The following is a 26,531-nucleotide window of genomic DNA, read 5'->3' on the forward strand; positions in this document are numbered from 1 at the left end:
AGCGACGCCGCGAGACAAGCCCAGAAAGCCGTCGAACCGGCTTTGCCGGGCGACAGGCTTTGCCCCCTTGAGGGGGGATGCGTTTACACGAAGTGAAAAAGCGACGGGGGTGTTCATTTAATAGACCTGCACGTTGGAGACTTCACCGTTTTCGGACACCAGCCAGCTCTGGATGGCGTTCTGGTGGTAGACGGAGCGCGTGCCGCGCACGGCACGCAGCTGGTTGATCTTGGGCTGCACGTAGCCCGTGCTGTCGATGGCACGGCTCTGCAGAATGGCGGGCTTGCCGTCCCACACCCAGTCGATGTTGAAACGCGTGAGCGCCTTGGGCAGCACCGGGCCTTCGATGCGCGCGGTGCGCCAGTTGCGGCCCCCGTCCACGCTCACGTCCACCCGCTTGATCGTGCCGCGGCCCGACCAGGCCAGGCCGGTCACGTTGTAGTAGCCCTTGTCCAGCAGCGTCTGGCTGCCCGAGGGCGTGGTGATCACGCTCTTGGTTTCCTGGATGCCGGTGTACTGGCGGTGCGTGCCGTCGGGCATGTGGTCGATGTAGTGCACCGCCTCGTCCTTGGCGGCGTACTTCTGATCGCCCACTTCGATGCGGCGCAGGTACTTGACCCAGCTCACGCCCTGCACGCCCGGCACCACCAGGCGCAGCGGGTAGCCGTTTTCGGGGCGCAGCATCTCGCCGTTCATGGCCCAGGCCACGATGCAGTCGTCCATGGCGCGTTCGATGTCGATCGTGCGGGTCATCGAGGAACCGTCGGCGCCTTCGGCCAGCACGTACTTCGCTGCCTTCTTGTCGTAGCCGCACATTTCCAGCAGGGTGGACAGCAGCACACCGGTGAACTCGGAGCAGCTCACCATGCCGTGCGTGTACTGCACCGTGGGCACGGCCACGTTGCCCCACTCGGTGGCCGAGTTGGCGCCGCATTCGATGAAGTGGATGCGCGAGACGCTGGGCAGGCGCATCAGGTCATCCATGGTGAAGACGCGCTGGCGCTTCACGAGGCCGTTGACCATCAGGCGGTGCTTGCTCGGGTCGATGTCCCACCAGCCCTGGTGGTGGCGCTCGAAATGCAGGCCGCTGGGCGTGATGATGCCGAACAGGCCCTGCAGCGGCGTGAAGCTCACCGAGGCCTGGTTCACCCGGGTCAGGCCCGGGCTCTGGCGGCGCTGCAGGTTGGCTTCCCACTTGCTGGGCTTGCCGTAGCCATCGGTCACCACCGACTGGCCCAGGCCCGTGCTGTGCTCGGGCAGTTTCAGGATGGCTTCTTCGCCTTCGGCCGCCATGGCGCGGGTGGCTGCACCCGCCGAGGCGGCCACGCCGGCGCCCATGGCCAGCGCGGTGCCCATGAAGCGGCGGCGGGCCTTGCGGGCCTGTTCCAGCTTCTCGGGACTCAAAAAATGCTCCGGCGCGGGCAGGACGCGCCCAATGACGTCGCTCAGGTCTTTAGACACTTGCTTTTTCCTTCTGGTTGGCGGGGGGAGTTCGTCGGGAGGTGGCCGGCGCCTGCGCGGCCGGGCCGGGGGATGTGTCGTCGGCGAAATGGCGCAGTCCGTCGCCCGATTTCGCTGCGTTTTCAAGTCGGCCCAGGACCTGCATCGACACCGTGCGGCACAGTTCGATGTACATCGGGTCGGCCACCTTGTAGAAGATCTGGGTCCCTTCGCGGCGGCGCGAAAGCATGCCGGCCTGGTACATCAAACCCAGGTGCCGCGACACGTTGGCCTGCGCCAGACCGGTCACCCGGATGATCTCGTTGACGCACTTTTCCTCCTGGCACAGTGCGTGCAGGATGCGCAGGCGCGTGGGCTCGCCCAGCACGCTGAAGTAGCGCGCCACGGACTCAAAAACCTCGTGCATGTCATCCACCGATGTGTCTCCGGACTGGGTTTGATTTCTATCAATTAACTATATGATTGATTGCCTATATACAGATTAGTGTAAACCCGGATTCCTCCACTTTTCTGACGGACGGCACCCCCATCGCGCCCCTCCTCGCGCCCGCCACGCCCCGCGCAGCCCCATATGGCCGCTTCAAACTCCGTGGTGGCGCCCGATAGCGCCCCCCGGTTTCCAACGCTGGTGGTCGGGCCATGGCCAGCCAAAACCGGAAAAACGCAGCCAAAAGCGCTAGGGTTTTCACGGTTCAGACGGGCCGGCGGGCGATGCTAGCATCAAGCATCTAAATATGCGTAAACACTGATAAATAAGGTTCCGCATGGGGCCCTGCTACAGTTTTTGGATGCTGCTCGGTTCAACCCAACCCCAGGAGGTGAAGATGGTCAAGACGATGAAATGGCTGGCTGCGGGCGCGTTGTGCGCCGCTGCCGTGGGGGCGCAAGCCCAGGTCGATCAGGTCAGGGTCTGGGCCTCGGCCTGCGCCAACTGCCATGGCACCGATGGCCGGGCCCTGCAGGGCAACGAGCCTCTGGCCGGCAAGGACAAGGACGAACTGGTCCAGAAGCTGATGGACTTCAAGACCGGCCGCAAGCCCGCCACGCTCATGCACCAGATCTCCAAGGGCTACTCCGACGAGCAGCTCCAGCAGATCGCCGCCTACTTCGCCGCCCAGAAGAAATAAGGAGAACCGGTCATGCAACGTCGTCAATTTGTACAAACGCTCGGCGCGGGTTCCGCCATCGCCGGTCTGGGTTTCATGAGCGGCTGCGCCACCCCCGGTGGCAGCGGCGCCAAGGTGGTGGTGGTCGGTGGCGGCTACGGCGGCGCCACCGCCGCCAAGTACGTGCGCCTCTTCTCCGACCACGGCGTGCAGGTCACCCTGGTCGAGCCCAATGCGGCCTTCGTCTCCTGCCCCGTTTCCAACCTGGTGATCCAGGGCAGCAAGACCCTCGCCGACATCACCACGCCCTACGACAACCTCGCCAAGCGCCACGGCGTGAAGATCGTGCGCGATCGGGTCGCCAGCATCGACCCCGACAAACGCGTGGTCAAGCTCGCGGGCGGCGGCGAACTGCCCTACGACCGCCTGATCCTCTCGCCCGGCATCGACTTCATGTGGGACAGCCTGCCCGGCATGGCCAAGCCCGGCGCGCAGGACAAGGTGCTGCACGCCTGGAAGGCCGGCGCCCAGACGGTGGCGCTGCGCCAGCAGCTCGAAGCCATGCCCGACGGCGGCGTGTACGCGCTGTCGATCCCGCTGGCGCCCTACCGCTGCCCGCCCGGCCCCTACGAGCGCGCCTGCATGGTGGCCAACTACTTCAAGAAAGCCAAGCCCAGGAGCAAGGTGGTGATCTTCGACGCCAACGACGACATCCAGTCGAAGAAGGGCCTGTTCATGAAGGCCTGGAAGGAACACTACGACGGCATGATCGACTACCGGCCCAAGCACAAGGTGGTGGACGTGGACGCCGCCACCAACACCCTGAAGTTCGAGTTCAACGACGACTTCAAGGCCGCCGTGGCCAACGTGGTGCCCAATATGCGCGCGGGCGAGATCGCCGTGAAGACCGGCCTGGCCACGGCCAACGGCCGCTGGTGCGAGGTGGACTTCCTGACCTTTGAGTCCAAGGCCCACAAGAACATCCATGTGCTGGGCGATGCGATCCAGATCGCCCCGGGCATGCCCAAGTCGGGCCACATGGCCAACCAGCACGGCAAGACCTGCGCGGCGGCGGTGGTGTCCCTGCTCGCGGGCAAGGCGCCGCCTTCACTGCCGATCTACGCCAACACCTGCTACAGCTTCGTGACCGACGAAGACGTGGTGCACGTGGCCAGCGTGCACCGCTACGACGCCGAGAAGAAAACGATGCTCACGGTGCCGGGTTCGGGCGGCGTGTCGGTGGCGGCCAGCGAACTCGAAGGCCGCTACGCCCATGCGTGGGCGCGCAACATCTGGGCGGATACCCTGGCATGAAGCAGAAGCTCCGCGCCGCAGTGCTCTGGTCGATCTTGCTCGTCGCCTCGTCGACCTTCGCCCAGGCCGACGAAGCCCGCGCGAAGAAGATCGCTGGGGGCTCCTGCTTCCTGTGCCATGGGGCGCAGGGCGAGTCCACCAGCGAGATCTTTCCGCGCCTGGCCGGGCAGCATGCCGAGTACATCACCAAGCAGCTCACCGCCTTCAAGAACGGCCAGCGCAAGAGCACGGCCATGTCTGAGATGGTGGCCAAACTCACGCCCGACGAGATGGTCGCCTTGGGCAAGTACTACGAGAAGATGAGCATTCCGCGCGAAGAGCCGAAGGACGCACAGCTCGCGGCCGTGGGCCGCTACATCTTCTACAACGGCAACAAGTTCAGCGGCGTGCCCGCCTGCGTGAGCTGCCACGGCGCCAACGCCGAAGGCGCGGCCAACCTGCCCCGCCTGGCGACCCAGTTCTCGGGCTACATCCACACCCAGCTGAAATCGTTCAACAAACGCGAGCGCACCAACGACAACGCGGTGATGCACGTGGTGGCGGAGAAGATGACGGAGCTGGAGATGGCGGCGGTGGCGGAGTACGTCAGCGGTAAGTGAGCGGGCCGGCGTTTCACTGGTAGATCACCGTGACAGTGACGGTGTCGCTGTAGCTCCCCGGCACCACGCTGGTCTGCCCGGCCGGAATGCGGCCATACACCGTGTGGTTCTCCGTGGTCCCACCCAGCAGCACGATGGTGACGCTGCCCGAGACGATCTGGGTGCTTCCGCTACCGTCCCCCCAGACCGTGGCATAGGCGCCTGAGGTGTAGAGGTTGTAGTTGAGGCGGTTCACCCCGCTGCCCATCTGGCGCGCGCTGTAGGTGCCATAGCCGCCCGGGCTCAACTCGATGTCGTAGGGCACCAGCAAACCCAGCACGCCCCCGCAGGTCACGGCCACGTTCCCGGTGGAACTGGTGGCGCTGCCCGACAGCGGGTCGTGGACGCCAAAGGCCACGGAAGAGGTGCTGGCCGAACACGAACACAGGACCGTGCACAGCGCGAACGCGGACGGGGACAGGCCAAGCAGGCCCAGGCCCAGACAGCCAAGCAGCGGTATTTTCTTCATCGATCAACTCCTTCGCACATCACGTTTCCCAGGTCCGACAGGCCCTCCGCGATCGCCTCCTGTGGCAGATGGGCGCCACAGCGACGACCGTTCCATTCGGCGCTCAGGCGCAGGCCGTCACGGATGCGGTTGACGAACAGCCGCCCGTCAAAACCCACCGGGAACGTCCGCTCGTCGCCATCCACCCGCACGGGCGTGCCGGGCGGCAGTGGAACGCCTCCCGAGTCCAGCAGCCGCAGACTCGCGCCGCGACCACTTCGCACCGGGAAGCCCGCCACGACCCCGCTGCGCAGCGCCGGCGTCAGCACCAGCTTGAGCGCGCCCACGTCGGCCTCCAGCGGCAGATCCGCCTGCTCGATCTCGATCGGGTTCTTCTGGTACGCGCGCAAGTCCGTCACCAGCGCCAGGCCTTTGGCGTTGGTGCGCGCGACCTCCTGGTGGTCCCGGTACACGCGCACACCGGCGTAGTTGGCCACCTGGACCACCGCGAAACTGCCGCCCAGGCTTCGGGTCAGCATCAGATCGCCCCCGGCAAGGGCCACCCCGCCGCTGACGCTGGCGCGGTGTTCCACGGCCCCGCCCGTGTGCACCGCTTCGGCCACCACGTCGGCGTAGGGGCTGCGCAGGCTCGCTGCGGCCGCGAACATCCCGCCGTCGCGGGCCTGCAGGCGGTAGCCCCAGCCGTCCCCCGCGGGCAGGTTGCGCTGTGCCTGCAGGCTGTAGCGGGTGCGCTCGCGCCGCCGCCCGAGGTCGGCGCTCAGGGTGGTCCGCTCGTCCACCGCCATGGTCAGGATCACACCGGCATGCAGCCGGTTGTTCGCCGCGTTGCTGCGCACCGCATAGAGGCCGAGTTGCGCCGCCCGGCCCAGCCGCATGCTGTAGCTGGCGGACAGCAGGCGGTGATCGTCACCGGCCCACAGGGTCTGCCGCACAAAGCCCAAGCCAAGCGAGCGGCCGCCCAGTGGAATCCCCAGGCTGACCACCAGCCGCTGCCGTGGCGCCCGGTCCGCCCGCTGACCGATCTGCGCGAAGGCCTGGCTGGCGTGCTGAACCTGTGCGCTGAAACTCAGCCCCCGCGTGCGGCGCTCCAGGCCGAGCGATAGCAGGGTGCCCTGTCCTGCGGGGCTGTGGCTGGCGGCCGCAGCGACGTTCAGCGTGCCCACATGGATGCCCTGCAAGGGCGGCACCAGCCAGACCCCGGCAGCGCCCACCGCCTGCTGCTGGCCCGTGAGCTCGGCGCGCCACTCGCGGGTGAAGTTCGTCCGCACCCCGAGCCGGTCGGTCGCCACCAGCATCGAGCGCCCGTAGTGGGCGTTCGCCAGACCGTAGTCTTCCCGGATCGCGCCGAGTTCGTAGGAAAAATCGCGCAGGCCCGGCCGCAGGAGCTGCGGGCTCGTGTGGTAAGCCTGCTCGATCACTTGCTGACGCCCCAGCAGGTCCTCGACCACCAGGCGCACCTCGCCCTGCCCGCTCATCACCGGAAGATTGGCCAGTTCGAACGGCCCCGGCGGCACGTCCGACTGCCAGACGTGGACGTTGTCCAGGTAGACATCGAGGGTGGACGGCAACACGGCTTCGCCCGCCAGGCTGGGTCTCGGGTAGGGAACGAAGTCGGGCCGTACGGCAAAGTCGGTGCCCCACTGGACACCGCCAAACCGCACCGAACGGCCCCAGCTGCCGCCCCGGCTGATCGAATCGCCCAGCTGCCAGCGCTCCATGCGCCGCGGCCGGTCCAGCGTCCAGGTGCTGTCCAGCCGCACCTGGCGGCGCCCGGCCGGGCTGTCGCGCCACAGCGCGGTGGTGGTGCCGCTGCCCCAGCCATTGAAGACGCCCAGCTCGAACAGGCCGCCACCGCTGCCGCGCCCACTGCGCGACTGCCAGGCAAGGTCGTAGTTGAAGAATCCGCCGGGCCGCGAGGGCGTGAGGTCCGAGGCTTCGTCGGTACCGTACGAGATGTCGGTCGGCGTGAACCGTGCCGCCGGCACGCTCAACACCAGCGTCTGCGAAGGCATGTCGATGTGGTAGGTGGCTCCGGGCACGTCGGCCAGCCGGATGTGGGCCCGCCCGTCGATCTGCGCGCGCGGCAAATCCAGGGCCCTGAGCCGCCAGCCCAGCCAGTCCGGCTCGGCCACGTTCAGGCTGCCATCGGGCAGCCGCCAGACCGTGATCGTCTCGCCCGCCTCGGCACCATTGACCCGGACCACCAGCAACAGGGGTTCCCCGTCCAACCCGCCCGCCAGGGCCAGCGCACTGCCCGTCAACAGGAGGAGTGGCAGGTGTCTAAGGAACGCCGAGATCCAGCACCACATGCTGTCGCCCCCGGTCGGTCTCGACATCCAGCGCCACGCGGGGGCCAGACACAGGGGACTCGGGCCGCAGCAGCCACCCCCGGCCCTGACCGGCCATGACCACGGCGCCAGCCTGCAACAGGGCCAGGGGCGCCACGCTCTGCGGTGCACCCTCCGGGCGCAATGCGATGCGGGTCACGAGGATGTGCGCATTGCCCGTGTTGCTCAGGTCCACGGCGATGGCGCCGTCGGCGGCGCGCCGCGCCCGCCAGGTCTGCCCTGGAACGGTCTTCGAGGGTGCGGCATACACCGGCACACTGATCTGCAGCAGCACGCGCACGCCCTGGGCGGGTGTGGCGCCTGCGCCCGGCAGGGCTGGTGCGGCAGGCACTTCGCGCAGGAGCAGGCGGTAGGTCGATTCGCGCTGCAGATCGCCAGCGGGGCGCCGCACACCGAGACGCAACACCTGGGAGCCGCCCGCAGGGAGGGTGAACATCGGCGGATTGACCCGCAGCTCGGTCGTGGGCGTCAACCGGTCTTGCGCGCCGGTCTGCGTCCAGGACAGGGTGTCGACCTGAACCACCGTGGCCTGCCCGCTGCGGTTGGTGACCGTGATGGCGGCGCGGTCGTGCCCCGGCGCGAGCTCGATCCGCACGGGCTGAACGGCCAGGTCAGCGGCCAGCGCGAATGCCGGCCACCCGCAGGCCAGCAGGAGACCGGTACAACGGCACCACATGGGTGCTCAGTTGTAGGTCACGGTTGCAACGACGGTATCGGCGTAGGAGCCAGGCGGCACGTACTGCCCCGCGACGATGCGCCCGTAGACCGTCCTCGCCTGGGCCGTGCCGTCCCCGGTGAAGGTGCCTGTGGTCGGGTTCACGCTGGTCCCGTTGAGGCCGTCGCCCCAGATCGTGGCCCGGCCGGCGTCCAGGTACAGGGCGTAAGGCAGGAAGTTGGTGCCATCGACCATGCGCCGGGTGGTCGCATCGCCGGGGGTTGACGGACTGGCACCGGCGTCCAGCGCCACCGAGTAGGTGGTACCGGAAGTGCAGGTGACGGTCACGGTGCCTGCGGTGTCGAGGTCCGCCCCGGTGGGGTCGTAGACCCCGAACGCCACCGGACTGGTGGCCACAGCGCAGGTGGCGGTCACGGTGGCCGTGACACTGAGGTTGGCCGTGGTGGTTGCTGAGAAGACTGGCACGGCGCTGAACGCCAGCAGTGCGCCCATCCAGTAAAAACGTGCATTCATGCGTTGTTCCCTCCCTGGTCGCGCAAGCCTGGGAAGGATTGACACAAACCCCAGCCTTCCCCACTCACCCGACGCCTCATATTAGTGCATAAATACAAACCAATGCGAACAGTCTGTCACCCGCACGTTGCACAGACCTCACACCTTCAGCGGCCTGCGCGGCACGCCTTGCCCCACGTCGCCGCTGCGAGGCCCTCCCAGCTTTTCAGGCCACCCGGGCCACAAGTTCGCCCTTGTCGTAGCGCTTCTGCATGGTCTCCAGGCTGTGCACCTGGGTGATCCGGCTCGCCATGCCGGCGGAGCCGAACGCCTCGTAGCGCGCGGCGCAGATCGCCTGCATCGCCTTGGTCGCTTCCTTGTAGAACTTGCGAGGGTCGAAGTTCTTGCGGTCTTCGGCCAGGTGCTTGCGGATCGCGCCGGTGCTGGCCATGCGCAGGTCGGTGTCGATGTTCACCTTGCGCACGCCGTTGCGGATGCCTTCGACGATCTCGTCCACCGGCACGCCGTAGGTCACACCCATGTCGCCGCCGTACTGGTTGATGATGGCCAGCCAGTCTTCCGGCACGCTGCTGGAGCCGTGCATCACCAGGTGCACGTTGGGGATGCGCCGGTGGATCTCTTTCACGCGGTCGATGCGCAGCACCTTGCCGCTGGGCTTGCTGCTGAACTTGTAGGCGCCGTGGCTGGTGCCGATGGCGATGGCCAGCGCGTCCACCTGGGTCTTGCTCACGAAGTCGGCGGCTTCGTCGGGGTCGGTCAGCAGCATCGAATGGTCCATCTCGCCTTCGGCGCCGTGCCCGTCTTCCTCGCCGGCCTTGCCGGTTTCCAGCGAACCCAGGCAGCCGAGTTCACCTTCGACCGACACGCCGCAGGCGTGGGCCAGGTCCACCACCTGCTTCGTCGTGTTGACGTTGTACGCGTAGCTCGACGGCGTCTTGCCGTCGGCCAGCAGGCTGCCGTCCATCATCACCGAGCTGAAGCCCGACTGGATGGAGCGAAAGCAGATGGCGGGCGCGGCGCCGTGGTCCTGGTGCATGCAGACGGGGATGTGCGGATACATCTCGATCGCGGCGGAAATCAGGTGGCGCAGGAAGGGCTCGCCCGCGTAGGAGCGCGCCCCCGCCGAACCTTGCAGGATGACCGGGCTGTTCACCTGGTCGGCCGCCTGCATGATGGCCTGCACCTGCTCCATGTTGTTGACGTTGAAGGCCGGCAGGCCGTAGTGGTGCTCGGCTGCGTGGTCGAGCAGTTGGCGAAGGGAAATCAGGGCCATGAAGTTGTCTCCGTTGGATTGAAAAAGATCAGTGTTCGGCTCTTCTTGCCAGCACCTCGAACGCCGGCAAGGTCTTGCCCTCCAGCACTTCCAGGAAGGCCCCACCCCCGGTGGAGATGTAGCCCACGTCCTTCTCGATGCCGTACTTGGCGATCGCGGCCAGCGTGTCGCCACCGCCCGCGATGCTGAAGGCGCTGGATTCGGCAATCGCGTGCGCGATGGTCTTGGTGCCGTTCTCGAAGGCGGCGAACTCGAACACGCCCACCGGGCCGTTCCAGACGATGGTGCCGGCCTGCTTGAGCTGTTCGGCCAGCAGCTGCGCGGTCTGCGGGCCGATGTCCAGGATCAGGTCGTCGTCGGCCACGTCGGTGGCGGCTTTCACGGTGGCCACGGCGTCGGGGCTGAAGCTCTTGGCGCAGACCACGTCGGAGGGAATCGGCACGGCCGCGCCGCGCGCCTTCATGGCGTTGATCACGGCGGTGGCTTCGCCCAGCAGGTCGGGCTCGGCCAGGCTCTTGCCGATCTTCAGGCCGGCGGCGAGCATGAAGGTGTTGGCGATGCCGCCACCGACGATCAGGCCGTCCACGTTCTTGGCCAGGGCCTGCAGGATGGTGAGCTTGGTCGAGACTTTGGAACCGGCGACGATGGCCACCAGAGGCCGCTTGGGATTGGCCAGGGCCTTGGAGATGGCGTCCATCTCGGCCGCCAGCAGCGGGCCGGCGCAGGCGATGGGCGCCGTTTCGGCGATGCCGTAGGTCGTGCCTTCGGCGCGGTGCGCGGTGCCGAAGGCGTCGTGCACGAAGATGTCGCAGAGTTTGCCGAGCTTGGCCGCGAGTTCGGGTTTGTTCTTTTTCTCGCCGACGTTGAGGCGGCAATTCTCCAGCATCACGAGTTCACCGGGAGCGACGGAGAAGTCGCCATCGACCCAGTCGCTCACCACGCGGATGCTGCGGCCCATGAGTTCACCCATGCGCACGGCCACGGGGGCCAAGGAGTCTTCGGGTTTGAACTCGCCTTCGGTGGGGCGGCCCAGATGCGAGGTCACCATCACGGCGGCGCCGGCGTCCAGCGCCATCTGGATGGCGGGGATGCTGGCGCGGATGCGGGTGTCTTCGGTGATCTCTCCCTGTGCATTGAGCGGAACGTTCAAATCGGCGCGGATGAAGACGCGCTTGTCGCGTGCGAAGCCGCTCGCGCGCACATCGCTGAATCGGAGGAATTTCATGGCCTTGCCCTCACGCCTGGTGGCGGCCCGCCACGACGCGCGCCATCTCCAGGCACTTGTTGGAGTAGCCCCACTCGTTGTCGTACCAGGCCACGACCTTGACGAAGGTGCTGTCCAGCGCGATGCCGGCGTCGGCGTCGAACACGCTGGTGCAGGTCTCGCCGCGGAAGTCGGTCGCCACCACCTTGTCGGTGGTGTAACCCAGCACGCCCTTCAAGGCGCCTTCGCTCTGGGCCTTCATCTCGGCGCAGATCTCGGCGTAGCTGGCTTCGCTGTTGAGTTCCACGGTCAGGTCGACCACGGAGACGTCGGAGGTGGGCACGCGGAAAGACATGCCCGTGAGCTTCTTGTTCAGCTCGGGGATCACCACGCCCACGGCCTTGGCCGCGCCCGTGCTGCTGGGGATGATGTTTTCCAGGATGCCGCGGCCACCGCGCCAGTCTTTGTTGGACGGGCCGTCCACGGTCTTCTGCGTGGCGGTGGCGGCGTGCACGGTGGTCATCAGGCCGCGCTTGATGCCCCACTTGTCGTTCAAGACCTTGGCCACGGGGGCCAGGCAGTTGGTGGTGCAGCTGGCGTTGCTGATGATGGCTTGGCCGGCGTAGGTGGCGTGGTTCACACCGTAGACGAACATGGGGGTGTCGTCCTTGGAAGGCGCGGAGAGGATGACCTTCTTGGCGCCGGCGTCCAGGTGTTTCTGGGCCGTGACCTTGTCAAGAAACAGGCCGGTGGACTCGATGACCACGTCGGCGCCGACGTCGGCCCACTTGAGGTTGGCCGGGTCGCGCTCTTGCGTGAGGCGGATGGTCTTGCCGTTGACGACGATGTTGCCACCTTCGACCTTGACCGTGCCTTTGAAGCGGCCGTGCACGCTGTCGTACTGGAGCATGTAGGCCAGGTAGTCGGGTTCGAGCAGGTCGTTGATGGCAACGATCTCGATGTCCGGGAAGTTCTGGATCGCGCTGCGCAGCACGTTGCGACCGATGCGGCCGAAACCGTTGATACCGACTTTGATGGCCATGGTGTTTCTGTCTCCGAAGTGATGAAAAAGAATGGCGTTCAGGCGCTGGCCGCTGTGTCGCGGGCCGGCAGCCAGGTGGTCAACGCCGAAAAATCGGGGATCACGCGATCGGGCCCGCAGGCCTCGATGGGCTCACCCATGTTGTAGCCATAGGGCAGCACCCACACGGCAATGCCCGCGTTGCGCGCGGTGGCCACGTCGATGCTGGAGTCGCCCACGAACAGCGCGCGTTCGGGCGCCACGCCGAAACGCCGCAGGCAGTCGTGAATGCCGGCCGGGTCGGGTTTCTTCACCGGCAAGGTGTCGCCGCTGACCACACGGTCAAACAGCGGCGCGAGCTGGTGTGCATCCAGCACGGTCTGGGTGTAGCGGCCTTCCTTGTTGGTCACCACCGCAAGCTTCACCCCCGCGGCGCGCAGCGCCTGCAGCGTTTCGCGCACGTGGGGGTACAGGTGGCTGCGCGTGCCGCAACGCCGCTGGTAGTGCTGGCCGAACTCGGCTTCGATGGCCGGAAAGGCCTCGGCCTCGCGCACCTGCTGCGTGCTGGTGTTGAGCAGCTTGGCCAGCGCCTGGATCAGCAGCTCGCGCGTGCCGTGGCCGATCCAGTCGTTCACCTCTTGCTGCGATACCGCGGGGTGGCCCAGGGCGGTGAGCGTGTCGTTGACCGCATCGGCGATCTCGGGCGCGGTGCCGATCAGCGTGCCGTCCAGGTCGAACAGGATCAGGTCGTAGGGAAGGTTCATGGATGGGGACTCCGTTCGGGCCGAGCTTGTGAAAGCCTTCACACCACGCCGGCGGTGAGCCCTTCGACAGGCTCAGGGCGAACGGCTTTGTGGGTGCGCACACAGGCTTTCACCGCCTCGCACACGCGGGCGCTGGTGATGCCGAAGTGCGCGTACAAGTCCTTGGCCGGCGCCGACTCGCCGAACGTCGCGATGCCCACCACCACACCGGTACGCCCCACGTACTTGCGCCAGAAGTCCGGATGCGCAGCTTCGACCGCCACCGTGGGCAGCGCCAGCGGCAGCACCCTGTCCTGATACGCCTCAGGCTGGCGGTCGAACACGTTGCTGCAGGGCATGGACACCACGCGGGTGCTGATGCCTTCGGCGGCGAGGGCGGCGTGGGCCTCCATCGCCAGCGAGGTCTCGGAACCGGTGGCCACGATCACGGCTTGTGGGTTGGTGCCTTCGGCCAGCACGTAGCCGCCTTTTCTGATCTTCTCGACCATGCTGGCGTCGCTCAGGCGCGGCAGGTTCTGGCGAGAGAGGCACAGCGCGCTCGGGCCATCCCGGCGCTCGATGGCGCAGGCCCAGGCCACGGCGGTTTCCAGGCCATCGGCCGGGCGCCAGACATCCAGCCCCGGGATGATGCGCAGGCTGGGCACGTGCTCCACGCTCTGATGCGTTGGCCCGTCTTCGCCCAGGCCGATGGAGTCGTGCGTGAAGACGTGGATCACGCGCTGCTTCATCAGCGCGGCCATGCGGATCGCGTTGCGGCTGTAGTCGGAGAACGTGAGGAAGGTGCCGCCGTAGGGAATGAAACCACCGTGCAGGGCCACGCCGTTCATGATCGCGGCCATGCCGAACTCGCGCACGCCGTAGCTCAGGTGGTTGCCCCAGGCATCGCGCCCGGCCTTCACGCAACCCTTGAAGTTGGTGAGGTTGGAGCCGGTCAGGTCGGCGCTGCCGCCGAAGAACTCGGGCACCAGCGGCGCCAGCAGGTCCAGCGCGTTCTGGCTGGCCTTGCGGGTGGCGAAGGCGTCGGCCCTGGCGGCGATGGCCTCCAGCACCTCGGGCAGCTTCTGCGCGAAGTCGGGCAACAGGTCCCCGGCCATGCGGCGCTGAAGCTCGGCCGCTTCCAGCGGGTACTGCGTGCGGTAGGCCTCGAAGCGCTGGCGCCAGGCGCGTTCGGCCTCGGCGCCGCGCTCCACGGCGTTCCAGGCCTGCGCGATCTCGGTGGGGATTTCGAACGGTGGTGCGGTCCAGCCCAGCTCGTCGCGCGTGGCCTGCACCTCGGCGGCGCCCAGTGCGGCGCCGTGCACGTCGTGCGTGCCGGCCTTGTTGGGCGAGCCCATGCCGATCACGGTCTTGCAGCAGATCAGCGTGGGTTTTCCGTCGGCGCGGGCGCCCTGCTTTTTCGCTTCCACCAGCGCGGCCTCGATGGCGGCCGGGTTGTGGCCGTCCACGTTGGGGATCACGTGCCAGCCGTAGGCGTCGAAGCGCTTGGGCGTGTCGTCGGTGAACCAGCCTTCAACGTGACCGTCGATGGAGATGCCGTTGTCGTCGTAGAACGCCACCAGCTTGGACAGGCGCAGCGTGCCGGCCAGTGCACAGGCTTCGTGGCTGATGCCTTCCATCATGCAACCGTCGCCCAGGAAGACGTAGGTGTGGTGGTCGACGATGGTGTGCGTGACGTCTTCGTCTTCGCGGTTGAACTCCTGGGCGAGCAACTTCTCGGCCAGCGCCATGCCCACCGCGTTGCTGATGCCCTGGCCCAGCGGGCCGGTGGTGGTTTCCACGCCGGGGGTGATGCCCACCTCGGGGTGACCCGCAGTCCTGCTGTGCAGCTGGCGGAAGTTCTTCAGCTCGCTCATCGGCAGGTCGTAGCCGGTCAGGTGCAGCAGCGCGTAGATCAGCATCGAGCCGTGGCCGTTGGACAGCACGAAGCGGTCGCGGTCGGGCCAGTGGGGGTTGGCCGGGTTGTGCTTGAGGTGGCGGTTCCACAGCACCTCTGCAATATCGGCCATGCCCATGGGTGCGCCGGGGTGGCCGCTCTTGGCTTTTTCCACCGCGTCCACGGCGAGCATGCGGATGGCGTTGGCCATCTGGCGGGCGAGTTCGGGAGAGGGGTTTTTCATGGTGGACCTTCGATGCTGGGGAGGTTTGGGGTTCTTGCGGAGGTGTCTGCTGGCGGGCCCCCACCCCTGCCCTCCCCCAGAGGGGGAGGGAGTCATGCGGGGAAGCGCTTGTCTTCGGCTTGTCTTCGCTCCTTCCCCCTCTGGGGGAAGGCGGGGATGGGGGCCCGCGCGAGACAACGCCCGTCAAAAGTCAGGCCAGGCCCATGGCTCTCTTCTTCCGCTCGACCATCCGCCAGATGAACGGCGTGAAGATCAGCTGCATCGCCAGTTCCATCTTCCCGCCCGGCACCACGATGGTGTTGGCGCGGCTCATCATGGAGCCGTTGATCATGCTCAGCAGGTACTGGAAATCGATGCCCTTGGGCTGGGCAAAACGGATCACCACCATGCTCTCGTCGGCGGTGGGCACGTCGCGCGCCACGAAGGGGTTGCTGGTGTCCACGATGGGCACACGCTGGAAGTTCACGTGCGTGTGCTGGAACTGCGGGGTGATGTAGTTCACGTAATCGGGCATGCGGCGCAGGATGGTGTCGGTCACCGCATCGGCGCTGTAGCCGCGCATGTTCTTGTCGCGATAGAGCTTCTGGATCCATTCCAGGTTGATCACGGGCACCACGCCGACCAGCAGGTCCGGGTACTTCGCCACGTTGTGTTCGGGCGTGACCACGGCGCCGTGCAGGCCTTCGTAGAACAGCATGTCGGTGTTGGCCGGCAGGTCTTCCCAGGCGGTGAAGGTGCCCGGGTCCTGTTTGTAAGGCGCGGCCTCTTCGGCGTTGTGCAGGTACTTGCGGCACTTGCCCTGGCCGGTTTCGCTGTAGGTGCGGAACAGGTTCTCGATGTCGCCAAACAGGTTGGCCTCGGCACCGAAGTGGCTGAAGTTGTTGTTGCCCGCCTTCTCCGCCTCGGCCGCCTTGACCTTCATTTCCTTGCGGTCGTAGCGGTGGAAGCTGTCGCCCTCGATGATGCCGGCCGTCACGTTCTCGCGGCGGAAGATATTCTGGAAGGTGCGGGTGACGGTGGACGTTCCGGCTCCCGATGAACCGGTGATCGCGATGATGGGATGGCGTTCAGACATTTTTATCTCCAAAAAACAAATCAATTCGACCGAAGAAGATCCCACCGAGGGCACCGCGGAACCGGCTTTGCCGGGCCGCCAGTGCCGCCCCCTTGAGGGGGTGACGCGCCCTTGGGCGCGGGGGTGGCCTCTAGGCCCGGAAAAGCGAGCGCTCGGCGAACAGCGGATTGCTGTCGTCCTTGTAGGCACCCGGCTCGCGGTGGTAGCGCTCGATGCGCTCGACCTCGTTCTTCGAGCCGAACACCAGGCCGATGCGCTGGTGCAGCGCGGTCGGTTGCACGGACAGCATGGGCTCGCGGCCGGTGCTGGCGCGGCCGCCGGCCTGTTCGATGATCATGCCCACCGGGTTGGCTTCGTAGAGCAGGCGCAGGCGGCCGTTCTTGCTCGGGTCCTTGGTGTCGCGCGGGTACATGAAGACGCCACCGCGCATGAGGATGCGGTGCGCCTCGGCCACCATGCTGGCGATCCAGCGCATGTTGAAGTCCTTGCCGCGCGCGCCGGTCTTGCCGGCCAGGCACTCGTCCACGTAGCGTTTCACCGGCGCCTCCCAGAAGCGGCTGTTGGACGCGTTGATGGCGAACTCGTGCGTGTCTTCCGGGATCTGCAGGTTCGGGTGCGTGAGCATGAACTGGCCGAGGTTCGGGTCCAGCGTGAAGCCGGCCACGCCATTGCCCACCGTGAGCACCAGCATGGTGGTGGGGCCGTAAAGCGCGTAGCCGGCGGCGAGCTGCTGCGCGCCGGGTTGCAGGAAGTCGGCCTCGACCACGTCGCGCCCGCTGTCGATCACGTCCTGCGGTGCGCGCAACACGCTGAAGATGCTGCCCACGGTCACGTTCACGTCGATGTTGCTGGAGCCGTCGAGCGGGTCGAACACCAGCATGTACTTGCCGCGCTGCAGGGTGGCCGGGATCTGGTACGGGTGGTCCATCTCTTCGGACGCCATGCCCGCCAGGTGGCCGCCCCACTCCGTCATCTGCGTGAAGTACTCGTTGCTGATCACGTCAAGCTTCTTCTGCTCTTCGCCCTGCACGTTCACGCTGGTCGTGACTTCGGGCGCCGGCTGGCCGAGCATGCTGCCGAGCTCACCAAAGGCCACCGTGCGCGCGATCGCCTTGCAGGCCAGGGCGACGTCGAGCAGCAGCGCGTTGAAGTCGCCGCTGGCGCCGGGGAAGCGGCGGCGTTGTTCGATCAGGTATTGCGTGAGCGTGAAGCGGCGGCGCGTGGTCATGGGAGGCTTTCGGGGAGTTGCTGGAATTCAGTGTGCGGACGCGTTCGTCCTGAGCGTTTTCATCACGGTCTTGTAGCCACCGTCGTTGTCGGGCGCGCCAAACACGGCACTGCCGGCCACCAGGGTGTCGGCACCCGCGGCCACGATGCCGCCGATGTTGTCCACCTTCACGCCGCCGTCCACTTCGAGCCAGATGGGCTGGCCGCCCGTGGCCATGTGCGCGTCGATGCGGCGGCGCGCCTCGGCCAGCTTGGGCAAGGTGCTGGGGATGAACGCCTGCCCGCCGAAACCGGGGTTCACGCTCATGAGCAGCACCAGGTCGAGCCGGTCCATCACGTGGTCCATCAGCGCCAGCGGTGTGGCGGGGTTGAACACCAGGCCGGCCTTGCAGCCGTGGTCGCGGATCAGCTGCAGCGTGCGGTCCACATGGCGGCTGGCCTCTGGATGGAAGCTGATGAGGTTGGCGCCGGCCTTGGCAAACAGCGGGATCAGCGCGTCCACCGGCTCCACCATCAGGTGCACGTCGATGCCGATCTTCACGTGCGGGCGGATCGCCTCGCAGACCAGCGGGCCGATGGTGAGGTTGGGCACGTAGTGGTTGTCCATCACGTCGAAGTGCACCAGGTCGGCCCCGGCGGCTTCGATGGCGCGCACCTCGTCGCCCAGGCGGGCGAAGTCGGCGGAGAGGATGGACGGTGCGATGCGGATGGACATGAACGGCGCCTGTTGGAAAGAGGAAGGAAAAGAGTTCAGCGCCCGTGCCACTGGCGCAGACGGGCCACGTCGAGCGCGCCCAGATCGGGCACGACGCGCAGGGCGCCGGTGAAATCGTGGTGCGCCGTGAAGCTGCTCGGGGTGATCACCGTGGGCAGGCCGGCCGCGGTGGCGGCGCGCAGGCCATTGGCCGAGTCTTCAAAAGCCACGCAGTCGGCCGCGCGGATGCCCAGGTCGGCCAGTACCTTCATGTAGACCTGCGGGTGCGGCTTCTTCATCGGCGCGTTGCTCGCGTCGCCCACCGACAGGAAGTGCGAGCGCCAGTCCAGGCCGATGGCCGAGCGCAGCAGCGCGGCGATGTTGACCGGCGAGGTGGTGGTGGCAATCGCCAGTTGCAGGCCCTGGCCGCGCGCCTCGCTCATGAGCGCCAGCACACCCGGGCGCAGCGTGACCGCGCCGTTGTTGACCGCGTTTTCGTAATACGCGGTCTTGGTCTCGTGCAGCCGGTGGATGGTGTCGCGCACCGCGCCAGCGTCCACCTCGGTCATGTCCGGGTCCACCGTGCGCCAGTGGTGCAGCATGCGCTCCTTGCCGCCCGAGATGTCGAGCAGCCGCGTGTACTGCTCCACCGTCCAGCGCCAGTCCAGGCCCTCTTCTCTGAAAGCGTGGTTGAACGCTTCCAGGTGCACGCTTTCCGTGTCGGCCAGGGTGCCATCGACATCAAAAATCAGGGCCTTCAACATGTCCGTTCACCTTTTCAAAGACCGGGTGGTCGGGGGGATGAACGGACTATAGGCACGGACTTAAATAAGGTAAATTCACGATTTATTCAATTTCAGTTAAGTTATTGCTTAATGAAGAACGCCACCTTTCGCCAGCTCCGGGTTTTCGTCGAGGTCGCCAAGCACCTGAGCTTTGCCCGCGCGGCCGAGGTGCTGCACCTCTCGCCGCCGGCCGTGACCATGCAGGTCAAGGAGCTCGAAGGCCATGTGGGCCTGCCGCTGTTCGAGCGCACCGGGCGCCAGGTGGCGCTGACCACGGCGGGCGAATACATGCTGGTCTACGCGCGCAAGGTGCTCGCCACGCTGAAGGACGCCGAAGACGCCGCCGCGCGCCTGCAGCGGCTGGAGGTGGGCACGCTCACCATCGGCATGGTCAGCACCGCGAAGTACTTCCTGCCGCGGCTGCTGGCCGAGTTCCAGCGCGAACACGAGGGCGTGGAAATCCGCCTCGCGGTGGGCAACCGCGAACAGCTGGTGAAGATGCTGCACGGCAACGAGGTGGACATCGCCATCATGGGCCGCCCGCCCAAAGAACTGGCCACGCGCGCCGAGCCCTTTGCCGCGCACCCCCACGTGTTCGTGGCCCCCACCGACCACCCGCTGCTCAAGGTGGGCCACCCCACGGTGGACAGCCTGCGGCCCTACGGCTTCATCCTGCGCGAACGCGGCTCGGGCACGCGCGCCGCGATGGAAAACTTTCTGGAGAAATCGCGCATGGAGCCGCGCGTGGTGATGGAGATGGGCAGCAACGAGACCATCAAACAGGCCGTGATGGCCGGCATGGGCATCAGCTTCCTCTCGCTGCACACCATCGGTCTGGAACTGGAACACGGGCTCATCGCCACGCTCGACGTGGAAGGCACACCCATCGTGCGCGCCTGGAACGTGGTGCACACCCTGTCCAAGCTGCTCTCACCCGCGGCCGAGGCGTTCCGCTACTTCATGCTGGAGCGGGCCGAAAGCCACCTGGCGGAAAAGTACGGGGGCCTGCTGCGCCTGCCGCAGGCGCAGTGAGCCGGCCTGCGCCACCGCATCAATGGGGTGGCGCGTCCCCCGGCATGCGCGCGCCCACATGCACCTCGCCGCGCGCTTCGGCCAGCTCCACCTGGCGCTGGCGTTCGGCCAGGCCGGCCTTTTCTTCGGGCGTGCGCTGGTCGTGGCAGTGCGGGCAGCTCACGCCCTTGACGTAGTGCGGCGAGGCCTTGTCGGCCTCGGCCAGCGGCCAGCGGCAGGAGCGGCAGAGTTCGTGGGGGCCGGGCCGCAGGCCATGGCCCACGCTCACGCGCTCGTCGAACACGAAGCACTCGCCCTCCCAGCTGCTCTGCGCGGGCGGGATCTCTTCGAGGTATTTGAGGATGCCGCCTTCGAGGTGGTAGACCTCGTCGAAGCCGCGCATCTTCAGCAGCGCGGTGGACTTTTCGCAGCGGATGCCGCCGGTGCAGAACATGGCCACCCGGGGCTTCTTGTCGCCCTGCAGCGCGGGCTGGGCGTCGAGCCAGGCGGGCAGTTCGGTGAAGGTCTTGATGGACGGGTTGATCGCGCCCTTGAACGTGCCGATGGCGACCTCGTAGTCGTTGCGGGTGTCGATCAGCAGCAGATCCGGATCGGCCAGCAGGGCGTCCCAGGCCTGCGGTTTCACGTACTGGCCCACGGTCTTGTTCGGGTCGAGCCCGGGCACCTGCAGGGTGACGATCTCCTTCTTCAGCCGCACCTTCATGCGCAGGAACGGCGGGCGGCTGGCCCAGGCTTCCTTGTGCTGCAACGTGGCCAGGCGCGGGTCGGCGCGCAGGTGCGCGAGCACCGCGCGCACGCCGGCCTCGGGGCCGGCGATGGTGCCGTTGATGCCTTCGCGGGCCAGCAGCAGCGTGCCCTTGACCTGATGGCTCTCACACGCCGCCAGCAGGGGTTCGCGCAGTGTGGCGAAGTCGGGCAGATCGACGAATTTGTAGAGAGCGGCGGTGAGGTAGCGGGACATGGCGCGATTATCCGCGCCTCAGTACGGCCTTCCGCCTTTGTGCCCTCAGCGCCCGTAGGTGGCCTGCAGCGTCACGCTGCCCAGCCTTTGGCCCGAGATCATGAAACCGATCAGGGCCGCCGAGGCGTCGGCTGGCACGTCCAACCGGTCGGTCTTGAGCGCGTGCAAGGTGAACCGGTAGCGGTGCGGCTTGTCTCCCACCGGTGGGCAGGCACCGCCAAAGCCAGCGACACCGTAGTCGGTTCGGCCCTGTTGGGCGCCAGCGGGCAGGCCCGATCCGTCGACGCGACCGGCGTTTTCGGGCAATGCGCTGACCGTCGCCGGGATGTTGTAGACCACCCAGTGCCACCATCCCGAACCCGTGGGCGCGTCGGGGTCGTAGGCGGTGAGGGCGAAACTGCGCGTGCCCGCTGGCGGGTTCTGCCACGCGAGCGCCGGCGACACATTGCCTCCCGTACAGCCAAAACCGTTGAACACCTGGGACGTTCCCAGCGTGCCATTGGGTTCCACCGTGGGGCTGGTCAGGGTGAAGTCGGCGGCGCCGGCGGTGCCGGCCAGACCAGCAAGAAGAAGAATGAGGGCAGGTTTCAAAAGCAAGCTCCATGAAGGTGTGAACGGAGCTGAATGCTCGCCCCTTCTCGAGTCGACCGCTGCCCGATTTCGGTCAATCCTTGTGCGCCACCGGTCAGGTGCGAACGACGGAAGGCGGCACACCCCAGCGCGCGCGGAACGCCGCACTGAAGCGGCTGTGCGATGCCCAGCCACAGCGCTGCGCCACCTCGCCCACCGACAAGGCCGAGGTTTGCAGGAGGCCCAGGGCGGTCTCCAGCCGCACCTCTCGCACCAGCGCCGCCAGCGAGAGGTCTTCGCTTTGCAGGCGGCGGCGCAAGGTGGATTCGCTCAGGTGAAACGCGTCGGCGAGCGCGGCCACATTCCAGTCGGCATCGGGACGCTGCGACACCAGCCGACGCACGCGCTCACCCCAGTCCAGCCCGAGTGTGGACACCAGCCGGTGCCCGCGCTCCGCCAAGAGCAACAGAACCTCCTTCGCTCGGTGGCGCATCAACGCATCGGACAGCTTCACGTTGGGCGCGGGCAGACAGCGGCGCACGGCATCGTCCAGCTCGCCGTCCACGCGGACCACCCTCGCCCCCACCACGGCAGCGTTGCCCGTCGCATGGGTGAGCGACTCGACATCGCGCACCATGTCGTCGTCGAAAGCCAGCACCAGGGCCTCATAGCAAGCTTGCCCGCGTGGGTCATTGACCACGTCCCACTGCGAGCCCCGCGCGATCAGCACCGCCTGCCCTGGACCGGCATCGAAACGTTGCCCAGGCGCATGCAGCGATTTGCGGCCCCGCAGCACGAGGATGAGCGCGTCGGACCGCAGGGTGAGCGTGCTCAGCCGGTAGCGCTGGGCCGCAAAGATACGCACGCCGGCGTTCACAGCGCCTCCACGCGCGAGAGGTCGGGCCGCTCCAGCCACTGCGCGAACTCGTCGGCCAGGCGCTGGCTCGCGGCGATGGCGGCGCTCCAGACCTTCATGCGCGCGGCGATGTCCTGGCCGTAGCGGGCGAAGTCGCTGCGGTCCGGCAGGCGACCGTTGGGCAGGGTCCGGGCCCAGGCCGGGTCGGGCGCGATCACCAGCATGTTGTCCAGCGCGGGGCTGCTGCGGTGGCGGCGCTTCCAGACCTTGTCGAGCCAGCCGGGCACCACGTTTTTCTGGAAATGCGGGTAGAGCACGATGGGCGACGCGGCCGTGGGCTGGTAGCGCAGGTGCAGGTGGTAGTCGGTGATGCCGCCGTCCCAATAGGCGCCGGGCGGCGCGCCGGCGATGCCCTGCACCGGTCGCAGCATGAAGGGGATGGAGCAACTGGCCTGCAGGGCGTCCATGAAGTTGTCGCCGCTCAGCGGCACCTGGCGGGTGCGGAAGTCCTGCGTGGAAAACGGCAGCGTGCTGGTCGGGCCACCGGCAGCCTCGGGTTCGGCGGAAGAGAACACCACCCGTTCCAGCCAGGCCCCGAGCGCCCTGCGGTGCAGCGCGTTGGCGGCGAAGGCGCCCAGATAGCCCAGCGGCGTGCGCCAGCGGCCGTCCCGCGCGAGCACGTGCCGCCCGCGCGAGGCCACGAGGTGCAGCCGGTAACGCGGGTGGTGCAGCACCTCGTCGATGCGTCCGCTGAAGAACCGCTGCAGGTCGGCGCCAAAGCCCGCGCTGATCTGGTCGGGGCTGTGCCGCTTCTGGCCCGGCGGCAGCTCGTGATGCTGGGCGATGTAGTCGCGCTCCAGCCGCTCCAGCGCGGCCAGGGGCTGGTCCAGGCAGGCGGTGGCCATGCGCCAGGCCCCGATGGACGCGCCCACCAGGTGCACCGGCTGCGCACTGCGCGCCAGCCAGTGGCCAAAGATGAAGCGGTCCAGCGGCCCGAGGATCAGGCCCTTGGGGCCACCGGCCGCAGCAGGAATGATGCCCACGTCCTGCGCGCGCAGGCCGTGCTGTTCGATGTGGGAGCGGGCCGCGGGGCCGGCGTAGAAGCGCAAGGAAGACATGGGAACGCGATGCAGACGAACGGGAAAGATGGGGCGGCCGGTATCGGGGCCTCGAAATGAACCGGCGGCTGACAGCCGATTGACAGCTGGCGCCAATGTAATGGAGCCCCGATTGGAACCGATACTCAAGGGAGTTTGCACATGGATCGAAGAAGCCTGCTGACGGCGTGTGGCGCCAGCGCGTGCCTGCTGGGCATGGGGCCGGCGGCGCTCGCCCAGACTCCCGCCCCGGCCGCCGCCGCGTTGCCGGCCCCCACCCGCTTGCCCGAGCTGCACATCTACATCCCCGGTGGTGCTGGCGGTGGCTGGGACCAGACCGGGCGAACCCTGGGTGCGGCCATCCAGGCCGCGGGCCTGGCCGAGCGGGTGACCTATGAGAACAAAGGCGGCAAAGGCGGCACCATCGGGCTGGCCGACTTCGTCGCTCGCTACGACCGCGACCCGGCCGCGCTGCTGATCGGTGGCATGGTGATGCTCGGCGCGATTGCGCTCGGGCAGTCGAAGGCCACGCTGAAACAGGTCAGCCCGATCGCCCGGCTGACCAACGACTTCATGGTGATGGTGTCCCGGACGGGGCAAGCGCTGGACTCCATGGCGGCGCTCACCACGGCCATGCGCGCCAACCTTGGCGCGGTCGGGTTCACGGGCGGCTCGGCCGGCGGGGTCGATCATGTGCTCGCGGGCATGATCGCCCTGCAGCTGCGGCAGGACGTGACGCAACTCAGGTACCTGCCCACCAGCAGCGGCCCCGAAGCCGCGGCGCTGCTGGAGAAGGGCGAAGCGCAGGTGGCGATATCGGGCTACAGCGAATTCCAGGCCGACATCGAAAAGAAGCTGCTCACGCCGCTGGCGATCTCCTCCCGCCGCTCGCTCTATGGGGTGCCCTCCCTGCATGAGCAGGGCCTGCAGACCGACCTGAGCAACTGGCGCGCGGTGTTCGCGCCCGGCGGCATTGGCGCGGCGCAACGCGAGCACCTGCGCCGCATCGTGGTCGCGGCCACCCAGCACCCCACCTGGGCGCAGGCGCTGGAGAAAAACAAGTGGTTCAACGCCCTGCTGCACGGGCCGGACTTCGCCAGCAGACTGGTCATCGAGCAGGGCATGGCCAACGCCATGGCCATGATGCTCAAGCTCAGAAGCTGATTCCAGGCCTCGGTCACGAAGGCGCCGATGCCAACCAGCGGCGTGCGCGGCTGATCCGCTGGATGGCGGGTGGGCGCCAGCCGGAAGCGACCGGCTGCGCCCGCCTCCCGGGGTGCCATGGGGCTCGGGTTTTCCCCGACAAGATTGACAGCAAAATGACAGCCTTCGACGGTGGAATTCCAGTTCCCCCCTCACCCCAAAGGCACCGCCCATGTTCCGCAGAAGTTTGCTGAAGACCTGTGGCGCCGCCACGGCACTGTGGGCGGCACCGTCGTTCGCTCAGAAGGATGCGGATGCGCCCGTCGCAGCCAGTCCGGCGAACGCCGCCACGCCGCTGACGAAGCTCAGCCTTTACATCCCGGGTGGCGCGGGCGGAGGCTGGGACCAGACCGGGCGGGCCCTCGGGGCCGCGATCCAGTCGGCCGGCCTGGCCCGCGAAGTTGTCTACGAAAACAAGGGCGGCAAAGGGGGCACGATCGGCTTGACCGACTTCGTGGAGCGGTTCAACCGCGACCCCGCAGCGCTGCTGATCGGTGGCATGGTCATGCTGGGAGCCATTGCGGTGAACCGCCCGGCGGTCACGCTGGCGCAGGTCAGTCCGATCGCGCGCCTGACCAACGACTTCATGGTGCTGGTGGCGCCCAGTGGCGGCCGCTTCCCCGACATGAACGCGCTCACGGCAGCGATGCGCAAAGACCTGTCGGCGGTGGGGTTCACGGGGGGCTCGGCGGGTGGGGTCGATCACATGCTCGCCGGCATGATCGCGCGCCAGTTGCGCCTCGATGTCGGTCGGCTGAAATACCTGCCCACGAGCAGCGGTCGCGAGGCCATGGACTTGCTGGAGAAGGGCGAGGCCCAGATCGCCATCTCCAGCTACAGCGAGTTTCAGACCGCGATCGAGAGCAAAAGACTCATCCCGCTGGCCGTGTCGTCGCGGAAGTCGCTGCACGGCATTCCGTCACTCTACGAACTGGGCGTCAACACCGACCTGGGCAACTGGCGGGCCGTGTTCGGCCCCGGCCAGATCTCGGAGGCGGATCGGTCCAACCTGCGCAACATTGTGATCACCGCCACCCAGACCCCCTCCTGGAAGCAATCGCTGCAAAAGGAAAAGTGGACCAATGCCCTGATGCACGGTGACGAATTCACCAAGGTGCTGATGATCGAGCAGGCCATGGCCAGCGCCGTGGCGATGATGCTCAAGCTCAAGGCCTGACCGCCCCGCGGACCACCCGATCCAGGGCCTCCAGGAGGCCTCAGGCGTGCTCCAGCACCGCGTCCTGCCGCGTCAGCGCAGGGATCTCTTCGCCGATCACCGTGTCCGGGTCGATGCCCAGCACCAGGCCGATCGGGTCGGGGTAGGTGTTGATCAGGCCCTCGCTGCCCAGCGACAGCTCTTCGGCACGGGCGCGCCACGAGGCGATGTGGATCACGCCGGCGATGGGTTCGTACACGTCGTTGTCAAAGGGCGCGATCTGGTGCCCGATGGCGTCGATCATCCTCTTGGGGAAGCGCCATTCGCGCGCCAGGGCCGCGCCCACCTCGGCATAGCTGTAGCCGAACATGCCCTTCTCGGCGCGTGCGCGCTTGAGGTCGAGCATGGGGACGCTGCGGTCCAGGTCGATCATGGCCTCGGGCATGCCGGCGTGCATCACCAGCTCACCGATGCAGTGGATCAGGCCGGCGGTGAACGCGGTGTTCTCGTCGATCTTGATCGGCAGCGCGATGTAGCGTGAGAGGTTGGCGGTGTTGATGCTGTAGCGCCAGAACTGGTTGAGGTTCATGCCGCCCACGCTGTGAAAGCCGTCGCCCAGCGCGGCGCCGATGACGAGTGCGCGCACCTTGATCAGGCCCATGACGCTGATCGCGTCGCGGGCGTTGGTCACCGCGCGGTGCAGGCCGAAAAACGCCGAGTTGGCCATCTTGAGCAGCTTGACCGTGAGCACCGGATCGTCTTCGACGAGGTCGGCCGCCTTGAGCAGATCGACATCGTCGTGGTCAAAGGTCTCGATCAGCTTGCGCACCACCTTGGGCGCGGACGGAAGCGCGTTCGGCTGCCGGAGAAGTTTGTCGAGCTGCATGGGGTGCCTGCCAATCGGGTGGGACTCAAAATGAGCGGTATCTGCAGGAAATACATCGTCCCGGTGGCCATGGACTTGAGCGCTT

General features: G+C 67.1%; 26 protein-coding genes. 6 read left to right on the top strand and 20 right to left on the bottom strand.

What is annotated here, in order from left to right; genetic code table 11:
- Window positions 1–117 precede the first annotated feature (117 nt).
- Complete coding sequence (gene soxC / locus AC07YZ_RS12380) at window positions 118–1,461, bottom strand: sulfite dehydrogenase (RefSeq protein ID WP_494794943.1); 1,344 nt, start codon at window positions 1,459–1,461, stop codon at window positions 118–120.
- Window positions 1,454–1,867, bottom strand: coding sequence for an ArsR/SmtB family transcription factor (locus AC07YZ_RS12385; protein WP_226492153.1), 414 nt, complete (start codon window positions 1,865–1,867; stop codon window positions 1,454–1,456). Before AC07YZ_RS12385 ends, soxC begins: the two co-directional genes overlap by 8 nt.
- A 418-nt stretch (window positions 1,868–2,285) precedes the next feature.
- On the opposite strand from AC07YZ_RS12385, the gene AC07YZ_RS12390 reads away from it, so the two are divergent.
- Genes AC07YZ_RS12390 through AC07YZ_RS12400 form a run of 3 tightly spaced genes read left to right on the top strand, consistent with a single transcriptional unit; the run spans window position 2,286 to window position 4,480 of the window.
- Window positions 2,286–2,588, top strand: a complete 303-nt coding sequence (locus AC07YZ_RS12390; protein WP_226492152.1) for a c-type cytochrome — start codon at window positions 2,286–2,288, stop codon at window positions 2,586–2,588.
- A 12-nt stretch (window positions 2,589–2,600) separates the two neighbouring features.
- Window positions 2,601–3,881, top strand: a complete 1,281-nt coding sequence (locus tag AC07YZ_RS12395; protein WP_494794944.1) for an FCSD flavin-binding domain-containing protein — start codon at window positions 2,601–2,603, stop codon at window positions 3,879–3,881.
- Window positions 3,878–4,480, top strand: a complete 603-nt coding sequence (locus AC07YZ_RS12400) for a c-type cytochrome (RefSeq protein WP_494794945.1) — start codon at window positions 3,878–3,880, stop codon at window positions 4,478–4,480. The genes AC07YZ_RS12395 and AC07YZ_RS12400 overlap by 4 nt, the downstream gene beginning before the upstream one ends.
- 13 nt (window positions 4,481–4,493) lie before the next feature.
- Here the strand turns inward: AC07YZ_RS12400 and AC07YZ_RS12405 are convergent, their stop codons facing one another.
- From AC07YZ_RS12405 to AC07YZ_RS12465, 13 genes are all read right to left on the bottom strand, one after another.
- Window positions 4,494–4,988 (bottom strand): Csu type fimbrial protein, encoded by a 495-nt coding sequence (locus AC07YZ_RS12405; RefSeq protein WP_494794946.1) that lies wholly within the window; start codon window positions 4,986–4,988, stop codon window positions 4,494–4,496.
- A complete protein-coding gene (locus tag AC07YZ_RS12410; protein WP_494794947.1) occupies window positions 4,985–7,216 on the bottom strand; it encodes a fimbria/pilus outer membrane usher protein in 2,232 nt (743 codons plus the stop codon). Before AC07YZ_RS12410 ends, AC07YZ_RS12405 begins: the two co-directional genes overlap by 4 nt.
- 52 nt (window positions 7,217–7,268) lie before the next feature.
- Window positions 7,269–8,012: a fimbrial biogenesis chaperone gene (locus tag AC07YZ_RS12415; RefSeq protein ID WP_494794948.1), complete on the bottom strand. Its 744-nt coding sequence runs from the start codon at window positions 8,010–8,012 to the stop codon at window positions 7,269–7,271.
- 6 nt (window positions 8,013–8,018) lie between these two features.
- Window positions 8,019–8,525: a Csu type fimbrial protein gene (locus tag AC07YZ_RS12420; protein ID WP_494794949.1), complete on the bottom strand. Its 507-nt coding sequence runs from the start codon at window positions 8,523–8,525 to the stop codon at window positions 8,019–8,021.
- Between the two features lie 205 nt (window positions 8,526–8,730).
- Window positions 8,731–9,798, bottom strand: coding sequence for a class II fructose-bisphosphate aldolase (gene fba, locus AC07YZ_RS12425; protein ID WP_494794950.1), 1,068 nt, complete (start codon window positions 9,796–9,798; stop codon window positions 8,731–8,733).
- 28 nt (window positions 9,799–9,826) lie between these two features.
- Window positions 9,827–11,023, bottom strand: a complete 1,197-nt coding sequence (locus AC07YZ_RS12430; protein ID WP_494794951.1) for a phosphoglycerate kinase — start codon at window positions 11,021–11,023, stop codon at window positions 9,827–9,829.
- A gap of 10 nt (window positions 11,024–11,033) precedes the next feature.
- Window positions 11,034–12,044: a type I glyceraldehyde-3-phosphate dehydrogenase gene (gene gap, locus AC07YZ_RS12435; protein ID WP_494794952.1), complete on the bottom strand. Its 1,011-nt coding sequence runs from the start codon at window positions 12,042–12,044 to the stop codon at window positions 11,034–11,036.
- Between the two features lie 38 nt (window positions 12,045–12,082).
- Window positions 12,083–12,787, bottom strand: a complete 705-nt coding sequence (locus AC07YZ_RS12440) for a phosphoglycolate phosphatase (protein WP_494794953.1) — start codon at window positions 12,785–12,787, stop codon at window positions 12,083–12,085.
- A gap of 38 nt (window positions 12,788–12,825) precedes the next feature.
- The gene (gene tkt, locus AC07YZ_RS12445) at window positions 12,826–14,904 is read right to left on the bottom strand and encodes a transketolase (protein WP_494794954.1); all 2,079 of its coding nucleotides are present in this window, start codon (window positions 14,902–14,904) and stop codon (window positions 12,826–12,828) included.
- Between the two features lie 190 nt (window positions 14,905–15,094).
- Complete coding sequence (locus AC07YZ_RS12450; protein WP_494794955.1) at window positions 15,095–15,979, bottom strand: phosphoribulokinase; 885 nt, start codon at window positions 15,977–15,979, stop codon at window positions 15,095–15,097.
- A 130-nt stretch (window positions 15,980–16,109) separates the two neighbouring features.
- Window positions 16,110–17,207 carry a class 1 fructose-bisphosphatase gene (locus tag AC07YZ_RS12455; protein WP_494794956.1) on the bottom strand — a complete coding sequence of 366 codons (1,098 nt, stop codon included), beginning with the start codon at window positions 17,205–17,207 and terminating at the stop codon, window positions 16,110–16,112.
- Between the two features lie 27 nt (window positions 17,208–17,234).
- Window positions 17,235–17,921, bottom strand: a complete 687-nt coding sequence (gene rpe, locus AC07YZ_RS12460; RefSeq protein ID WP_494794957.1) for a ribulose-phosphate 3-epimerase — start codon at window positions 17,919–17,921, stop codon at window positions 17,235–17,237.
- 35 nt (window positions 17,922–17,956) lie between these two features.
- Entirely contained in the window at window positions 17,957–18,664 is a 708-nt protein-coding gene (locus tag AC07YZ_RS12465; RefSeq protein ID WP_494794958.1) for an HAD-IA family hydrolase, read from the bottom strand.
- A 111-nt stretch (window positions 18,665–18,775) separates the two neighbouring features.
- Here AC07YZ_RS12465 and AC07YZ_RS12470 point away from each other — a divergent pair, with 111 nt between their 5' ends.
- Entirely contained in the window at window positions 18,776–19,717 is a 942-nt protein-coding gene (locus tag AC07YZ_RS12470) for a LysR family transcriptional regulator (RefSeq protein ID WP_494794959.1), read from the top strand.
- A 19-nt stretch (window positions 19,718–19,736) separates the two neighbouring features.
- On the opposite strand, the gene trhO is transcribed toward AC07YZ_RS12470, so the two are convergent.
- The 4 genes from trhO to AC07YZ_RS12490 all read right to left on the bottom strand — a co-directional run bounded on the left by trhO (window position 19,737) and on the right by AC07YZ_RS12490 (window position 23,222).
- Window positions 19,737–20,678: an oxygen-dependent tRNA uridine(34) hydroxylase TrhO gene (gene trhO, locus AC07YZ_RS12475; RefSeq protein ID WP_494794960.1), complete on the bottom strand. Its 942-nt coding sequence runs from the start codon at window positions 20,676–20,678 to the stop codon at window positions 19,737–19,739.
- A 45-nt stretch (window positions 20,679–20,723) separates the two neighbouring features.
- Window positions 20,724–21,269 (bottom strand): YbhB/YbcL family Raf kinase inhibitor-like protein, encoded by a 546-nt coding sequence (locus AC07YZ_RS12480; protein ID WP_494794961.1) that lies wholly within the window; start codon window positions 21,267–21,269, stop codon window positions 20,724–20,726.
- 94 nt (window positions 21,270–21,363) lie between these two features.
- Window positions 21,364–22,113 carry a helix-turn-helix transcriptional regulator gene (locus tag AC07YZ_RS12485; protein ID WP_494794962.1) on the bottom strand — a complete coding sequence of 250 codons (750 nt, stop codon included), beginning with the start codon at window positions 22,111–22,113 and terminating at the stop codon, window positions 21,364–21,366.
- Between the two features lie 8 nt (window positions 22,114–22,121).
- The gene (locus AC07YZ_RS12490) at window positions 22,122–23,222 is read right to left on the bottom strand and encodes a patatin-like phospholipase family protein (RefSeq protein WP_494794963.1); all 1,101 of its coding nucleotides are present in this window, start codon (window positions 23,220–23,222) and stop codon (window positions 22,122–22,124) included.
- Between the two features lie 141 nt (window positions 23,223–23,363).
- Between AC07YZ_RS12490 and AC07YZ_RS12495 the strand changes: the two genes are divergently transcribed.
- Entirely contained in the window at window positions 23,364–24,365 is a 1,002-nt protein-coding gene (locus AC07YZ_RS12495) for a tripartite tricarboxylate transporter substrate-binding protein (RefSeq protein ID WP_494794964.1), read from the top strand.
- A gap of 211 nt (window positions 24,366–24,576) precedes the next feature.
- Window positions 24,577–25,581, top strand: coding sequence for a Bug family tripartite tricarboxylate transporter substrate binding protein (locus AC07YZ_RS12500; RefSeq protein WP_226492134.1), 1,005 nt, complete (start codon window positions 24,577–24,579; stop codon window positions 25,579–25,581).
- 40 nt (window positions 25,582–25,621) lie between these two features.
- Here AC07YZ_RS12500 and AC07YZ_RS12505 read toward each other — a convergent pair whose 3' ends face one another.
- Window positions 25,622–26,446 (bottom strand): HDOD domain-containing protein, encoded by an 825-nt coding sequence (locus tag AC07YZ_RS12505; protein ID WP_494794965.1) that lies wholly within the window; start codon window positions 26,444–26,446, stop codon window positions 25,622–25,624.
- Window positions 26,447–26,531: the final 85 nt, after the last annotated feature.

It is taken from the genome of Hydrogenophaga sp. GW101-3F08, from assembly GCF_059424585.1.

What these genes read in the sequence shown, in the direction of transcription:
- AC07YZ_RS12455 (WP_494794956.1), bottom strand. Translation starts at nt 17,207, where the DNA reads ATGACCACGCGCCGCCGCTTCACGCTCACGCAATACCTGATCGAACAA.
- AC07YZ_RS12390 (WP_226492152.1), top strand. Translation starts at nt 2,286, where the DNA reads ATGGTCAAGACGATGAAATGGCTGGCTGCGGGCGCGTTGTGCGCCGCT.
- AC07YZ_RS12470 (WP_494794959.1), top strand. Translation starts at nt 18,776, where the DNA reads ATGAAGAACGCCACCTTTCGCCAGCTCCGGGTTTTCGTCGAGGTCGCC.
- AC07YZ_RS12465 (WP_494794958.1), bottom strand. Translation starts at nt 18,664, where the DNA reads ATGTTGAAGGCCCTGATTTTTGATGTCGATGGCACCCTGGCCGACACG.
- AC07YZ_RS12430 (WP_494794951.1), bottom strand. Translation starts at nt 11,023, where the DNA reads ATGAAATTCCTCCGATTCAGCGATGTGCGCGCGAGCGGCTTCGCACGC.
- AC07YZ_RS12415 (WP_494794948.1), bottom strand. Translation starts at nt 8,012, where the DNA reads ATGTGGTGCCGTTGTACCGGTCTCCTGCTGGCCTGCGGGTGGCCGGCA.
- AC07YZ_RS12450 (WP_494794955.1), bottom strand. Translation starts at nt 15,979, where the DNA reads ATGTCTGAACGCCATCCCATCATCGCGATCACCGGTTCATCGGGAGCC.
- fba (WP_494794950.1), bottom strand. Translation starts at nt 9,798, where the DNA reads ATGGCCCTGATTTCCCTTCGCCAACTGCTCGACCACGCAGCCGAGCAC.
- AC07YZ_RS12495 (WP_494794964.1), top strand. Translation starts at nt 23,364, where the DNA reads ATGGATCGAAGAAGCCTGCTGACGGCGTGTGGCGCCAGCGCGTGCCTG.
- trhO (WP_494794960.1), bottom strand. Translation starts at nt 20,678, where the DNA reads ATGTCCCGCTACCTCACCGCCGCTCTCTACAAATTCGTCGATCTGCCC.
- AC07YZ_RS12490 (WP_494794963.1), bottom strand. Translation starts at nt 23,222, where the DNA reads ATGTCTTCCTTGCGCTTCTACGCCGGCCCCGCGGCCCGCTCCCACATC.
- AC07YZ_RS12395 (WP_494794944.1), top strand. Translation starts at nt 2,601, where the DNA reads ATGCAACGTCGTCAATTTGTACAAACGCTCGGCGCGGGTTCCGCCATC.
- AC07YZ_RS12385 (WP_226492153.1), bottom strand. Translation starts at nt 1,867, where the DNA reads ATGCACGAGGTTTTTGAGTCCGTGGCGCGCTACTTCAGCGTGCTGGGC.
- tkt (WP_494794954.1), bottom strand. Translation starts at nt 14,904, where the DNA reads ATGAAAAACCCCTCTCCCGAACTCGCCCGCCAGATGGCCAACGCCATC.
- AC07YZ_RS12400 (WP_494794945.1), top strand. Translation starts at nt 3,878, where the DNA reads ATGAAGCAGAAGCTCCGCGCCGCAGTGCTCTGGTCGATCTTGCTCGTC.
- AC07YZ_RS12440 (WP_494794953.1), bottom strand. Translation starts at nt 12,787, where the DNA reads ATGAACCTTCCCTACGACCTGATCCTGTTCGACCTGGACGGCACGCTG.
- AC07YZ_RS12500 (WP_226492134.1), top strand. Translation starts at nt 24,577, where the DNA reads ATGTTCCGCAGAAGTTTGCTGAAGACCTGTGGCGCCGCCACGGCACTG.
- AC07YZ_RS12405 (WP_494794946.1), bottom strand. Translation starts at nt 4,988, where the DNA reads ATGAAGAAAATACCGCTGCTTGGCTGTCTGGGCCTGGGCCTGCTTGGC.
- AC07YZ_RS12505 (WP_494794965.1), bottom strand. Translation starts at nt 26,446, where the DNA reads ATGCAGCTCGACAAACTTCTCCGGCAGCCGAACGCGCTTCCGTCCGCG.
- AC07YZ_RS12420 (WP_494794949.1), bottom strand. Translation starts at nt 8,525, where the DNA reads ATGAATGCACGTTTTTACTGGATGGGCGCACTGCTGGCGTTCAGCGCC.
- gap (WP_494794952.1), bottom strand. Translation starts at nt 12,044, where the DNA reads ATGGCCATCAAAGTCGGTATCAACGGTTTCGGCCGCATCGGTCGCAAC.
- rpe (WP_494794957.1), bottom strand. Translation starts at nt 17,921, where the DNA reads ATGTCCATCCGCATCGCACCGTCCATCCTCTCCGCCGACTTCGCCCGC.